This window comes from Suttonella ornithocola, from assembly GCF_001889065.1.
Taxonomy (GTDB): domain Bacteria; phylum Pseudomonadota; class Gammaproteobacteria; order Cardiobacteriales; family Cardiobacteriaceae; genus Suttonella_A; species Suttonella_A ornithocola.
The window spans coordinates 1-13,575 of sequence record NZ_LWHB01000066.1; the positions used below are offsets into that span (position 1 = coordinate 1).

The 13,575-nt window shown below is 39.1% G+C and carries 11 protein-coding genes and 1 pseudogene; 4 read left to right on the forward strand and 8 right to left on the reverse strand.

The genetic code is table 11. From position 1 onward, the window contains the following. Window positions 1-312: 312 nt before the first annotated feature. The 8 genes and pseudogenes from A5N85_RS17215 to A5N85_RS16075 form a co-directional block, all read right to left on the reverse strand. A pseudogene (locus A5N85_RS17215) lies at window positions 313-3,430 on the reverse strand (type I restriction endonuclease subunit R). An 81-nt stretch (window positions 3,431-3,511) separates the two neighbouring features. After that, window positions 3,512-4,348: a hypothetical protein gene (locus A5N85_RS05675; protein ID WP_072576366.1), complete on the reverse strand. Its 837-nt coding sequence runs from the start codon at window positions 4,346-4,348 to the stop codon at window positions 3,512-3,514. A 5-nt stretch (window positions 4,349-4,353) separates the two neighbouring features. After that, window positions 4,354-4,905 carry a hypothetical protein gene (locus A5N85_RS05680; RefSeq protein ID WP_084601658.1) on the reverse strand — a complete coding sequence of 184 codons (552 nt, stop codon included), beginning with the start codon at window positions 4,903-4,905 and terminating at the stop codon, window positions 4,354-4,356. Between the two features lie 2 nt (window positions 4,906-4,907). Then, window positions 4,908-6,152, reverse strand: coding sequence for a restriction endonuclease subunit S (locus A5N85_RS05685; RefSeq protein WP_072576368.1), 1,245 nt, complete (start codon window positions 6,150-6,152; stop codon window positions 4,908-4,910). After that, window positions 6,152-7,027, reverse strand: a complete 876-nt coding sequence (locus A5N85_RS05690) for a Fic family protein (RefSeq protein ID WP_072576369.1) — start codon at window positions 7,025-7,027, stop codon at window positions 6,152-6,154. The genes A5N85_RS05685 and A5N85_RS05690 overlap by 1 nt, the downstream gene beginning before the upstream one ends. After that, window positions 7,024-7,470 carry an N-6 DNA methylase gene (locus A5N85_RS16065; protein ID WP_211268085.1) on the reverse strand — a complete coding sequence of 149 codons (447 nt, stop codon included), beginning with the start codon at window positions 7,468-7,470 and terminating at the stop codon, window positions 7,024-7,026. Before A5N85_RS16065 ends, A5N85_RS05690 begins: the two co-directional genes overlap by 4 nt. Window positions 7,471-7,534: 64 nt before the next feature. Then, window positions 7,535-8,191 (reverse strand): type I restriction-modification system subunit M, encoded by a 657-nt coding sequence (locus tag A5N85_RS16070; protein ID WP_211268084.1) that lies wholly within the window; start codon window positions 8,189-8,191, stop codon window positions 7,535-7,537. 5 nt (window positions 8,192-8,196) lie between these two features. After that, complete coding sequence (locus tag A5N85_RS16075) at window positions 8,197-8,667, reverse strand: type I restriction-modification system subunit M N-terminal domain-containing protein (RefSeq protein ID WP_211268082.1); 471 nt, start codon at window positions 8,665-8,667, stop codon at window positions 8,197-8,199. Window positions 8,668-9,077: 410 nt separating this feature from the next. Between A5N85_RS16075 and A5N85_RS05700 the strand changes: the two genes are divergently transcribed. From A5N85_RS05700 to A5N85_RS05715, 4 genes are all read left to right on the forward strand, one after another. Beyond that, the gene (locus tag A5N85_RS05700; protein ID WP_072576370.1) at window positions 9,078-9,668 is read left to right on the forward strand and encodes a GNAT family N-acetyltransferase; all 591 of its coding nucleotides are present in this window, start codon (window positions 9,078-9,080) and stop codon (window positions 9,666-9,668) included. A gap of 106 nt (window positions 9,669-9,774) precedes the next feature. Continuing rightward, window positions 9,775-10,995, forward strand: coding sequence for a low temperature requirement protein A (locus A5N85_RS05705; protein ID WP_084601659.1), 1,221 nt, complete (start codon window positions 9,775-9,777; stop codon window positions 10,993-10,995). Between the two features lie 320 nt (window positions 10,996-11,315). Beyond that, entirely contained in the window at window positions 11,316-12,269 is a 954-nt protein-coding gene (locus tag A5N85_RS14600; RefSeq protein WP_084601660.1) for a helix-turn-helix domain-containing protein, read from the forward strand. 377 nt (window positions 12,270-12,646) lie between these two features. Further along, the gene (locus A5N85_RS05715; protein ID WP_072576371.1) at window positions 12,647-12,976 is read left to right on the forward strand and encodes an MliC family protein; all 330 of its coding nucleotides are present in this window, start codon (window positions 12,647-12,649) and stop codon (window positions 12,974-12,976) included. The last annotated feature ends 599 nt before the right edge of the window (window positions 12,977-13,575 follow it).

Genomic DNA, 13,575 nt, shown 5'->3' on the forward strand with positions numbered 1-13,575 from the left:
CTATAGCCAGCTTCTCAAAAAATGCATACAACGTTAACTCATATCTACTTTGGAAACAGTATTCTATCTACAAGTACGGTATGCATTTTTCGGGAGCCCTGCTATAGCTGAATGGGGTTAGCTTGCATACAAACTGACAAATCATAGACAGCTAACCTCAGTACGGCAAAACAAGCTAACGCCGTATGCGAGTTAAAGACATTTAGCTATAGAAAGACAAATTCAAAACAACGCTGCGCCGCACAATCATAAAAAATCCTTCTTCATACAGATAAAGAATGAAGAAGAATTGATACGCTTACGAATTGCTTTTTAACTCAAATCTCCGCCCACGCCTTTGAACTTATCCACAAACGCCGCAATTTTTTCAAACACGGTCTGCTTTAAAGTTAAATATTTGGGATTAAGCGGGCTTATTTTAGGCAGCATGGCATTTAAATCTGTGCCGTTTTCGCTGGCAAATTCCCGTTTCAGTGCAGCCGCAATATAACGCTTTGCTGCTTCTTGATTTAAATTTTCTGAAGCAATGAGTGCGTCCAATTCCCGTTTTTGCTCCACGCGGGCAAATTGATAAAACGCATCAATAATCGCAGGCTTATCGGGAATTTCATCAAAATCGGCTTGATTGATAAAGTCCACCACCAAGCTTTCTTTCGCGCGATTATCCAAACTAGAACGAATCACACGGCGGATTTCCTCTGTGATTTGGGCTTTGCTGGCAGATTGCTGATGCTGTTCAAAAATCAGCCCTAGAATATAATCTAAGTCAATTTCTTGTGATTTCAGCAAGTCAATTTCAAAAACCACATCGCTCCAGTCTATTTTTGAGTTTTCTTGCTGACCGCTTTCTTTTTGGCGGCGCAGCCAATCGCGCACATCGTTATAAACGGAACGTAAGTCTTGCGCACGGCGTTCAGATAACACAGGCGTGGATTGTAATTGCTGCAAATCGTCATCGCTCAAATGATGAGCCGTCTGAAAAGCTGCCAATGCTTCGGCATCACTCGCATCAATCTTCTGAAAGGCTTTTAGCGCCGTAAACTCATCATAATTTTGCAGCACATTTTCTACCCGCAAATATTCCCCAAACAACTTAGCAAAGGCTTTTTTATCGGCTTCTGTTTCAATAGTATCGGGGTCGGGAAAACGCTGATTGAGTTCGCTCACAATTTCGATATAGCCACGCATTGCTTTGCCTGTTTGCGGATCGGCGTAGCCTTCTAAGTATTCTTCGTAGCTCTTTTCTAAGATAACGTTATAGGTGTTTTTATTGCCAAATAGCGTAATGGCATTAATGGTTGCCTGCTCTAAATCGCGGAAAGTTACGATATTGCCAAAAGATTTAGTGGCATCATAAATGCGGTTGGTGCGAGAAAATGCCTGCATCAAGCCGTGATAACGCAAATTTTTATCCACAAATAGCGTGTTCAGCGTGGGGGCATCAAAACCCGTTAAGAACATTCCCACCACAATCAGCAAATCAATTTCCTGATTTTTTTACCCGTTTCGATAAATCCCGATAATAGTTTTGAAATTCTTTACTGCTCAAATCAAAATTGGTGTGAAAATAAACGTTGTAATCTTTGAGTGCGGCACTTAAAAATTCTTTAGCAGATGCATTCATTGCCTCTATTTCAAAACCTTCATCGGCAATATCGCCTTGTGCGTCCTGCTCCTCATTGGCAGTGTAAGAAAAAATGGTGGCAACTTTCAGCGGTTTCTCGCTGTCTTTTTGTAATTGTTTAAATGACTCATAATACAGCTTTGCCGCCTCCACACTGCTCACCGCAAACATGGCATTAAATCCCTTACCCGCAGCATTTAAGCGGTGCGTTTTAAAGCGGAAATTATCCAAAATATATTGGGTGATTTCACGAATACGTTCAGGGTGCAACAACGCTTGACGGTTTTCCGCTGCTGATAGTTTTTGTTCGTCCTGCTCCTGCTCTAGTGTTTTAAATTTAGGGCGAACATCGTTGTAATCCACCTTAAACTTTAACACTTTTTCATCACGAATCGCATCGGTAATCACATAAGAATGCAGCTGCCGCCCAAACACGCTGCTGGTGGTTTGCGCCCCTAAGGCGTTGCCTTTGGAAAGGATATTGCCATCGGCATCGATTTCATCGGGAAAAATTGGCGTACCCGTAAAGCCAAACTGATAAAACTTTTTAAACTTCCGCCGTAAGTTCTTCTGTGCTTCGCCAAATTGCGAACGGTGGCATTCATCAAAAATAAACACGACCTGCTTGTCATAAATAGGCAGGCGGTCTTCACCTTTCATCAAATTATTCAGTTTTTGAATGGTGGTAACGATGATTTTATTGTCCTCTTTTTCGAGATTGCGTTTTAAGCCTGCCGTGCTGTTGCTGCCATTGACGCTGTCAGGCGAAAAACGCTGATATTCTTTCATCGTTTGAAAATCAAGGTCTTTTCTGTCCACCACAAAAAACACCTTATCAATAAAAGGCAATTCCGTGGCAAGACGGGCAGCCTTAAAGCTCGTCAGCGTTTTGCCTGAACCTGTGGTGTGCCAAATAAAACCGCCGCTTTCGGTATTGCTCCAATTTTTCATCTGAAAGGAGCTATTGATTTTCCACAAAATCCGTTCCGTTGCCGCAATTTGATAAGGTCGCATTAAAAGCAGCGTTTGATTCACATCGAACACCGAATAATGTACCAAAATCGAAAGCAACGTATTTTTTTGCAAAAAAGTGGCGGTGAAATCCTTTAAGTCTCTAATCGGCGTATTATCTGACCGCGCCCAATTCATCGTAAAATCAAAACTGTTTTTACTGCGTTTTGTGGTATTGGCAAAATAGCGGGTATTGCTGCCGTTAGAAATCACAAAAATCTGCAAAAACTTAAATAAAGAATTTTCGGCATTAAAGCTCTCTTTGCTGTAGCGATGCACCTGATTAAATGCCTCACGAATGGCAACACCGCGTTTTTTCAGCTCAATTTGCACCAGCGGTAAACCATTCACCAAAATCGTAACGTCATAGCGATTGGCAGCTGTGCCAGTCTGTTCAAATTGGTTAATCACTTGCAAGCGATTGCGGTGGATTTGTTTTTTATCCAGCAAATAAATATTGCGAATCTGCCCATTATCAAAAGTAAAATCATAAATATGATTATGATGAATTTTCTCGGTTTTATCGATCAGCGTATCAGACGGCTTATCCAAATATTCCGTTAAAAATCGCTGCCATTCTGCATCAGTAAAGGCTACCTGATTTAAAGTTTCTAGCTGTTGGCGAATATTTGCTAATAACTTATTATGGCTGTTTAAATCCTTGCGATATTCATAGCCTTGCCGCTCCAAATCAGCGATAAGCTCCTGTTCTAAATCGGCTTCGGTTTGATAGCTGTCTGGCTGTTCAATCTTGGTGTAACTATCGAGCACAATAAAATGATTGGTTTCAGCAATGGGGCGGTTTGTTCGGTCATATTCATGATGTTAAAAATTTGCTTATTTTGTAGTGGAACAGGCTTAGCTTTATTTAAAAATTTAGTTAATATCTATAACAGAATTCGCTAATCTTTTTTCATTACCAAGTAGTGTGGTATAAAATCTTTGCTCTATTCCATATAATAAAAACTTAAGCTCCTCATCTGTAGAAATTTCAAATGCTAATTCATCTTTATGAAATTTTAACTTTGAAGAGCAGTAATTATTAATATAATCAAATAACTGCAATTTCATATTATCATCAAACTTCCCTAATGAAGCCATTGCCATTGCAATTCTCTTTCTATTAGGCTTACCTACTTTAGTTGAATCAAAATCTTTTAGCTTGATAAAAGAATTGCTAAGAAAATCTGTTGTTTCTTGTGCTGTTGCTTCTTTGTAAAGAGTATCTATCCCCTTAAAAATACTGGAAATGACAGGCAAATACTTAAAAATTAAAATATCCTGATTTTTAAAATAGACCGCATCAGGCTCTTGTTTTATTAAGATACGGTTATTGGCTTCTTCTAATTTAGCTGAATCTCCTATGTAAATAATTGATTGTCTTTCTAAAAATAATGAAGGTGTAACCTTCTGGAAGCAAAAGATTTCTTTATTACTTTGTATTGAACACAAATACTGTAGATGCTTAAATTGCTCTCTGCTTAGTGTGTCTAATTCTTTGGAATCAAATTCTTTAATCAAAAAATTAAGAAAAAATTCTTGCTTGCTAAAACTGTCAATCTTAAACCAGCACTCTTCATCTAAATTATGGTCTGGGCTATAATTCACATAATTTTCATTATTAAATGCAATATCTTTATAAGCTACATCATTACTTGAAGTAACTTTATAAAGCAGCTTTTTTCTGGGGATTTTACCTAAAATGTAATTCATATATATTACCTCTGGATAAAAGTATAATTATTAATTCTATATACAAAACCTTCTTCTATATCGCTAGCTTTTTTTATTGGCAACTTACTAATTAATAGATAAGAAAATCCATCCGACTTTTTTATCTTATAGAATTTATACCCAAACAATAAAAAGATAGGGTTAAAATAATTATCTTGAGATATAAATGTGAATAAAGAAACCATAAAAAATATTATCCATAACATAAAATCATCTGAAATACTAAGAGCAATAAAGATATATCCTAAATAAGTTGGTAGGAAATGATTTACTTGATTTTCTATATCAACAATATTGTTATTATTGATATCATCTTTGCTTAGCTTTGGAATTAACATAAAAACTACAGATACTAGTAATAGTGGGATTAAAAAATAAGCAATTAGGCATATATCATTTAACATAAAATTTAATTTATGATTTTTAACATATCCTATTAGAATTGAAAATACATTTCTTCTCTCTTTTATATAATAAATAATTGGCAATAAAGATACCGAACTAGCAGATAACAGTATTCTAAATAAGAATTCCATATTTATCTCTCAAACGACAACAACAAATCTCGATAATATTCATATTGTTTTTGGCGGAGCTCGATTTCACGGGGCAAGCCTTCGGTGATGGAATGGGTGAGCGTGTCGAATTTATCTAAAATGGCAACAATACGCGCTTGCTCGGCAAGAGGCGGAATGGGGATTGAAAATTCTTTCAATGTTGTATCTGAAATTGCAGGATAAGCAGAACCGCTCTGATTTTCTTCTAAGTAACTTTTACAACGAGAAGATAACATATTAAAGTAAATCCACTGTGGTAAAACTCTATTTTCATTTGCTCGCAAAACACAATAACCTGTACTTGCAATTTCACCGTCATATTCATCAGTAATTAATGCCGTTCGCTGTTGTGTTGGGCGAGTTATTGCAAAAATAATATCATTTATTTTCACTATTTTTTTAGCTCTACTTGGTGCATTTGAAGCAGATATTTCTATTGTTTCTCCAATATTATGGCTTTCTTTATCAACTGATGTTAAATCAATATATTGATAACTTCTACTTGTATTAGCCCATTTAATATTTTGTGTTGGTAATGTAATCTCCCCCAGCGGTTTCCATTCGACTTCATCGCCAAAGGTGAGTAATTTATCGCGATAATAGTGATATTGTTTTTGCCTTGCGGTAAGCTCTGCGGTAAGCTCTGCGGTAAGCTCTGCGGTAAGCTCTGCGGTAAGCTCTGCGGTAAGCTCTGCGGTAAGCTCTGCGGTAAGCTCTGCGGTAAGCTCTGCGGTAAGCTCCGTAAAATTGTCGAGTATCTCGACAATTTTACGCTGCACCGTTAAGGGGGGAATGGGGATTAGGATTTTTTCCATTTGATGACTCATTAGCTTAGGGGTTCCCATACCTGAATATACGTGTTTTTTTGCTTCAATACTAAGCCAATAAAATATAAACTTATAATTTAACTTCTGAATATCTATAATCTTTATTAACCCGCAAACATTTGTAATTGAAAATCTGCCTGAACGGTAGAAAACAGTTCCAGCATTCGCTCCGTCAGTTGTCCAAGTAACAGCTTCTTGGTCAAAATCAAATGTTTGAATACGTCCAATTTCTCCATTATTAGCTGTTTGAGAACTATAAACAGGATAATTTCCTGTATTTTCGGATAAATATTGCTTTGATATTACTCGCCCTCTTTGCAAATCTACCACCTCCCCCAATGTTTTCCATTCCACTTCTGCCCCTTGTAATAATTTGTCTAAAAAAGTGTTTGTTTCCATTATTTATCCTTATTCTGTTGCGTTAAATAAGCTCGGCCTTTCGGGGTTAGGCGATATTGCTGATGCCGGCTGGTAGGTTTTTCAGGCAGCGTCATTTCTATCAAGCCTTGCTCTAAGGCGGGGCTAAGGTAGCTTTTTCTGAAATGCGGTTTATGTTGAATATTCAACTGTTGCATCAGTTGGCTGCTGCTTTGTGCTTCTTGCGTGAGCAAATGCAGCAGGCGAATTACTGGGCTTGCCTGATCTAGGGGGCTGTCTAGGTCGGTGTCTGGTTCTGTCTGTTTCGCTTCTTGATGAATCGGTAAATGAATCAAGAAGTAACTGCGTTCATCATCTGTTTCAAAGCTCGCCTCAGGTGAGCCGTTCTTTTTCATGGCGTGGATGATTTTAGGCACGCCTGTGGAGCGTCCTTCGGTGAGTTCAAGGTCTTTTAAAAATTCGCCAATCCTGCGATTGCGGTATCGGCGGCTGACGGCTTTGCCATTTTGCAAGCCAGTTAAGCGGATGGAGTGATCAGGCCCTGGATAGCTTAGCACTTCTATGCTGTCTGGATTGATGCGGATTTCAATCGGCTCTCGAATTTCATAGGAGCGGTGATAAACGGCATTCACTACCGCTTCTTCAATGGCTTCAAAGGGATAGTTCCAAAAACGTTTGGCTTTGGCTTGGTTGGGGAGCTTGATCACCGTTTCTTTCAGATACCTATTTTGAATATAGCGCAATGCTTCTTGTGTGATGTGGCGGGAGATGGTGGATTTATCGCGGTCAAATAGCTTAGCCATTTGCTCAAGGCTCAGCCAAACGGTTTCGTTATTCAGTGCTACATTGAGTTTTATGCTGCCGTCTGTGGCGGTGTATAGGATGATTTCGCTCACTGCTCAATTTCCGCAATTATTTCGTCAATGCTTTGCCGTAACGCGGCGATTTTGTGTACAGTTTGGCGAATTTCTTCATTTAATTCTGCAATATCAATGATTTCTCTGGTGTCTTTGGCTTCAACGTAGCTGCTCACAGAAAGGTTGTAATTATTCGCTGCAATGTCTTTTACGTCTGCCATTTTGACAATGTGCGCAATGTCTTGTTTGTCGGCAAAGTGGTTGAGGATTTTTTCTATGTGGGCATCGGTGAGGATGTTGTTATTGGTGGCTTTGCTGAAGAATTCTTCGCCGCTGGCATCGATAAATTGGATGCGGCTGTCTGGTTTGGCTTTGGATAGCACGAGGATGTTCACGGCAATGGTCGTGCCATAGAATAGGTTGGGCGCGAGAGCGATGACGGTTTCAATGTAGTTGTTGTCTACCAGATATAGTGCGATCAGCTAAAAAACAAAACATCCTATAGCCCTTATCTAGCCATTCTGGCGGTAGATAACGTTCTGTTTTTTAGCTGATTTGACTATATTTGCGGATTTTTTGTTCTGCGCCGCCGCGATAGAAAATACCTGGGAAGGTTACGATGGCTGCCCGCCCTTTGGCAGAGAGGTAGTTTAAGGCGTGCAGGATAAAGGCAAAGTCGGCTTTGGATTTGGGGGCGAGTACGCCTGCGGGGGCATAGCGGTCGTCATTGATGAGGGTGGGGTCGTCGTCGCCTATCCATTTGATGGAGTATGGCGGGTTGGAGACGATGGCATCAAAGGGTTTGCTGTTTGATAGCTGCGGATTGGTGAGGGTGTTGCCCAGCGCGATATGAAATTTGTCGTAATTGATGTTGTGCAAAAACATATTCATGCGCGAGAGGTTGTAGGTGGTGTGGTTGATTTCTTGCCCGTAAAAGCCCTCTTCGATGATGTGGTCGTCAAATTGTTTTTTGGCTTGCAACAGCAGGCTACCTGAACCGCAGGCGGGGTCGTAAATTTTGTTGATGCGGTCTTTTCCGTGTGTGGCGAGTTTGGCGATGAGTTTGGAGACTTGCTGCGGGGTGAAGAATTCGCCGCCTGATTTGCCTGCGTTGGCGGCATAGTTGGAGATGAGAAATTCATAGGCATCGCCAAATAGGTCGATTTGATTATGGGCAAATTTGCCAAAATTCAGTTCGGCAATGCCTTTTAATACGTCGCTAAGGCGTTTGTTTTTTCGGCAACGGTGTTGCCAAGACGGCTGCTGGTGGTGTCAAAATCGGCAAAGAGCCCTTTGATGGCTTCTTCTGAGTCGTATCCGCTTGCTGATGCTTCAATGGCGTCAAAAATGGCTTTGAGGTCGGTGTTGAGCTGTGGGTTTTGGGCGGCATTGGCAACAACGTTTTGAAACAGCTGGCTGGGGTAGATGAAGTAGCCTTTGGTTTTGATGGTGTCGTCTTTGATTTGTGCTAATACGGGGTTGTTGTCGTCTAATGCGGCATAGTTGATGCTGTCATCGCCGCTTTGCATATAATCGGCAAAGTTTTCGCTGATAAAGCGGTAAAAAAGTGTGCCTAGTACGTATTGTTTAAAGTCCCAGCCGTCGACTGAGCCGCGGACGTCGTTCGCAATTTGCCAGATGCGGCGTTGGAGTTCTGCGCGTTGTTGGGTGCTGGTCATGATTTGGCCTGTATTTTTTGATTTGAGTGAATGGCTGATATTTTATGAATAGATCAATTTATTGCAAAGTTTAGTGCTATAGCCAACTTCTCAAAAGTGCATACAATATTACTCAATATCTATATTTAAAACATAATTTTATCTTAAATTACTGTATGCATTTTTTGGGAAGTTGGCTATACTATATTAGAAAGTTTTTAATGGATCGAGACCTTTGCAAAAAAACATAAAATAGAGAAATTTCAATTTTTTAAATTTTGAAAATATATTAAAATCATGGTGTTGATTTTTCTACTAGTGGTAAAAATTGGTGTAAAACGGAATTTTGCAAAGGTCTCTCGGATTTTTTATTTTGCTAAGATTTACGTTGGCATCAATCTTTTGAGTAGATGTTTTTTTGAGGTGTATGAATGAGTTTTATTTCCCCTGTTACACTTTCTAAGGGTAATATCACGTTAAAGCCATTGGAATTAGCAGATGAAAAGGCGTTGGCAGAAGCAGTTAAAGATGGTGAGTTGTGGAAGTTGGTCGTAACCAGTGCGCCACATCCAGACAATGCGCGCGCCTATATTGCAAAGGCGTTAAATACGCCAAATCGTTTTGCGTTTGCGGTGTATTATCACCATCAGCTGATTGGGTCAACGAGTTATTATGATATTTGCCCAGAGGTGAGAAGGGTAGAGATTGGCTATACTTGGTATGGTCAACGGTATTGGCGTACGGAAGTGAATACAACGTGTAAATTTTTGTTATTAACTCATGCTTTTGAGGTGCTGGATTGTTTAACGGTTGGTTGGCGAACGGATAATTTGAATACGCGTTCGCAAGCGGCAATTGAGCGTTTAGGGGCAAAGAAAGATGGGGTTGTGCGTGGTCATGCATTGCGAAAGGACGGTAGTATTCGCGATACGGTTTTTTATAGCATGACGGCTGATGAGTGGTTGGAAAATAAAGCAATATTGCTTGATAAATTGAGACCTTTGCAAAAAAACATAAAATAGGGAAGTTTCAATTTTTTAAATTTTGAAAACATATTAAAATCATAGTGTTATTTTTCTACTAGTAGTAAAAATTCACGTAAAACGGAATTTTGCAAAGGTCTCGTTTATGCAAATGCTTAAAAATTTCTTTTATCAACGCCCCATGCGCGGGCGCAATCCTCACGAAGCACATCGTGTAGCAACACCGTTAGAGTTATTTTTTGATTTAATTTATGTGGTTGCTATCAGCGCTGCTGCTTCTGGGCTACATCATGCGATTTCTGCTGGGCATGGTATCAGTGGCACTGCTCATTATCTATTTGCGTTTTTCTGTATTTGGTGGGCGTGGATGAATTTTACTTGGTTTGCATCTGCTTTTGATACCGATGATGTGTCTTTTCGTTTAACAACGTTTATCCAAATGTTCGGTTCATTAGTTCAGGCAGCTGGTATTAGCAGTCTTTTTCAGGAACCAGCAGATATCCGCATTGGGCTGATTGGCTATTGTATCATGCGCATTGGGCTTGTCATGCAATGGTTGCGGGTGGCGGTGCAGGCGCCAGCATATCGTAAAACGGCATTGTTTTATGCTGCTGGTGTGTCATTGATGCAGTTTGGTTGGATTGGGTTATTTTTATTGCCTGATAGAAGCTATGAATATCTTTTTAGCGCTATTTTGATGATTGGTGAGCTATCTGTGCCACTGATGGCTGAGCGCTACGGGCGCACGCCGTGGCATAGTCATCATATGGCGGAACGCTACGGATTATTGGTAATTATTGTTTTGGGTGAAGGTATTTTGGGCAGTACCAATACTATAGCAACAGCTGTTGCTGAACACAGTTTGTCTTTACCAGTTATCCTAAGTTTAGGTTTGGGCAGTTTTGCGGTTATCTTTCTGTTATGGTGGGTATATTTTAATTTACCGGAGGAGCGTTTGCATTCGATGGATGCGGCTATCAGGCAGGTTTTTCCGACCGCTTACGGACATTATGTAATTTTTGCCGCTTTAACAGTGGTGGGGACAGGTTTAGAATTGTTGGCAGACAGTCTGATCAATGCACATCAGGCGCATACGGGGCATTCGGTTTCCGCGCTGAGTGCAATAAGCATATTAAGTCTGGCAGTCTTTTTCAGCTTATCTGGCATTTTATTTATTTCCCATTTAATTGACCCAGTTCATCGGCGCTTAAACAAACGTTGTTTTTTGGCGTTGTTGCTTTGTGCTTTGCCTGTTGTGGCAGTGAGTATAGGATTATCGCTGAATTTAGCAGTTTGGCTGAGTACGTTAGCGCCTTTGATGATGCTTTGTGCTCAAAGAAAAAGGCACTACAAGTCAACAGAATAATACGTCTTTCTAAATGGGTTTTAAAAATAGGTAGTGGTTTGAAAAATATGCTGAGTAATTTCTGTAAAAGAATATCACCCCAATATATTGAAATTTAGATATTTTATTGTTATTAAAATTATTGGGTTATAGTTCAGCATACTTTTCAAACCATTACCCTTTATTTTTTATTAGAGAATGATAAAACTAAATGCAACCATGATGAGTAGTTATAAGAGATTGTTGGTGAATAAATCATTAACAAATTTATCGCGTAATCAACATAATAATTCAGATAAAAGCATTTGTTCTTACTAAATAATTTAAGCTGATTTACTGTTATGCGTCCACTTAAACACATATTTACCGATTATCAGGAACTTATCTGTCATCATCATGGCACGCGCGCGATTTCTGCCGATAGCCAGCATATTCACGCACATAGCCAAGCATCACATTGGCAAGCGCATTGGCAAGTTAATCAATTTGCCAATGAATTACTACTTGCTCGTCAATGCGCACAAAGCCATAAACCACGAGCCAGTTATTTACCATATTTTCACCATAATTGGGCGCTATTTTTTATGGTTCAAGGACAAAATTCTCTTCGTTTTTCTAACACTAAGCGTCTTTCCTTACAAGCTGGTGAAGTATGGCTTGTAAGCGGTACTCTTGATGATGTACATGAATCTGCGCTTCCTATACAGGGCGGATGGCGTGCGCTACATTTGGATTTTTCTCCCGAACGCCTTGCCCGCTGGCAAGCAGAAAATCTATTACCTGCTGAGCTTTGCCCGAATCGCGGTACACAGCTACGTCGATTAGGACGTTACCGTACTTCTGCCACGCAAGCATTGTTTGCACAAAATTTTAGCAATCATGCACTATCGCATTTGGCATTAGAAGCAGCTACCTTAACCCTTACTACGCAAGTTTTACAACAGACCATCCCTTCACGAATATCTCAACGACAAGCGGCGCAAATTGATGAGGCAGTTGATATTATTCATCAAAATTATTGTCAACCACTCTCTATTACAGAACTTGCTCATCGTGTTGGATTAAATGATTGTTACTTTAAGCGCTTTTTTAAATTACGCACCGATGAAACGCCTGCTGCTATGATTCGGCGATTGCGCTTACAATGTGCGTTTGATGGGCTTGCGACGCGCCGCTTTACCACAGTGAATGCGGCGATGCATTTCGTTGGTTATCATCATCTAAGCAGCTTTCAAGCAGCTTTTGTTCGCCAATTTTCTTGTACACCAAGCCAAGTCTTACGTGAAAGAGACTAATTAAATGGCGAGCTATAGTGAAGATAGATGGAGACCTTTGCAAAACCTCTAAAAATAGAGTAATTTTAAAAATATATTAAAATCATGGTGTTAATTTTTCTACTAGTAATAAAAATTCGTGTGAAACGGAATTTTGCAAAGGTCTCATATATTTATTTTATGAAGAGTTTTACTTAATTGATTTTTTATCAACAAGATACCGTATTTTTGTTATGGGCATGAATTTAACCTATTGCTAATATATGACGTTATTTGGCGTGGAGCATGTGTTGGATTTCCAACCATATGTTCAGCAGAAAACCAAGAGGTTTTATGTTAGAGTTATTGTGTTTACTCAACGAAGTAAACAGGTTTATTGGTTAATCAAAGGAAATGTTATGAAAAAATTATTCTTAACAGGTTTATTAATGGGATTAAGTGTGGCTGCTGTGGCTGCGCCTACGAATAAGGCTATTTCAAAAACCGTATATCTTTGTTCTGGTAATGAAAAATTAGAAGTAGTTTTCGTCCAAAATGGCAAAAAAAATTATGCGGTAATCAGCCAAATGGATGAGCTTATTCCATTAGCGGAAGCTAAGAGCGCATCAGGCGTATTATACAAAGCTGTTGATCCTAATTATTCTTATCAACTATTTATTAAAGGTAAAAAAGCTGTGTTGTCAGCAAAAAATGATGAAAATATTCTTGGCGAGTGCACCGCGAGTTAATGAGCTTTTCATCAATGAAAAGCCTACTGCGTTAGCAGTAGGCTTTCTTTGTAGGGTAATAAAAATAGAGCATTTTGAGATTCTTGCAAAGATTTGATTTATAGTGCTCAAGTTTTTATGATTGATAGAAAGAAAGAAACTTTTGCAAAATCCTACAAAATGGGAGAAATTCAATTTTTTGACTTTTTAAGTAAGGCTATAAACTAGCAGGAATCATCTGTTAGTCTAGAAAAATTAAATATAACAGCAAACTAAGCGCATATAAGCTTAAAATGCTTTTGCATTGATATTGACGTAATCAAAACAACACTTTTGTTGAATTTAAACCACAATACCATCAACTGCTGGTATGCTATCTTTCGGCAAGAAATTTACCAGGATCAAGTCAATCAGAAAAATCTTTTATATAGCCAATTTCCTAAAAAATACATACAGCGTTAATGTAATATCTAATTCGAAAACAGCGTATTATCCACAAGTACTGTATAGTGAAATCATCTAAAGCCCAACCCAATCCAAAGCAGATAAAAGAATAAAGTATCAATACAATCCATCCGCCATTCTTTGCGTATTTGCTTAATCCAAGCCCACATCTTTTC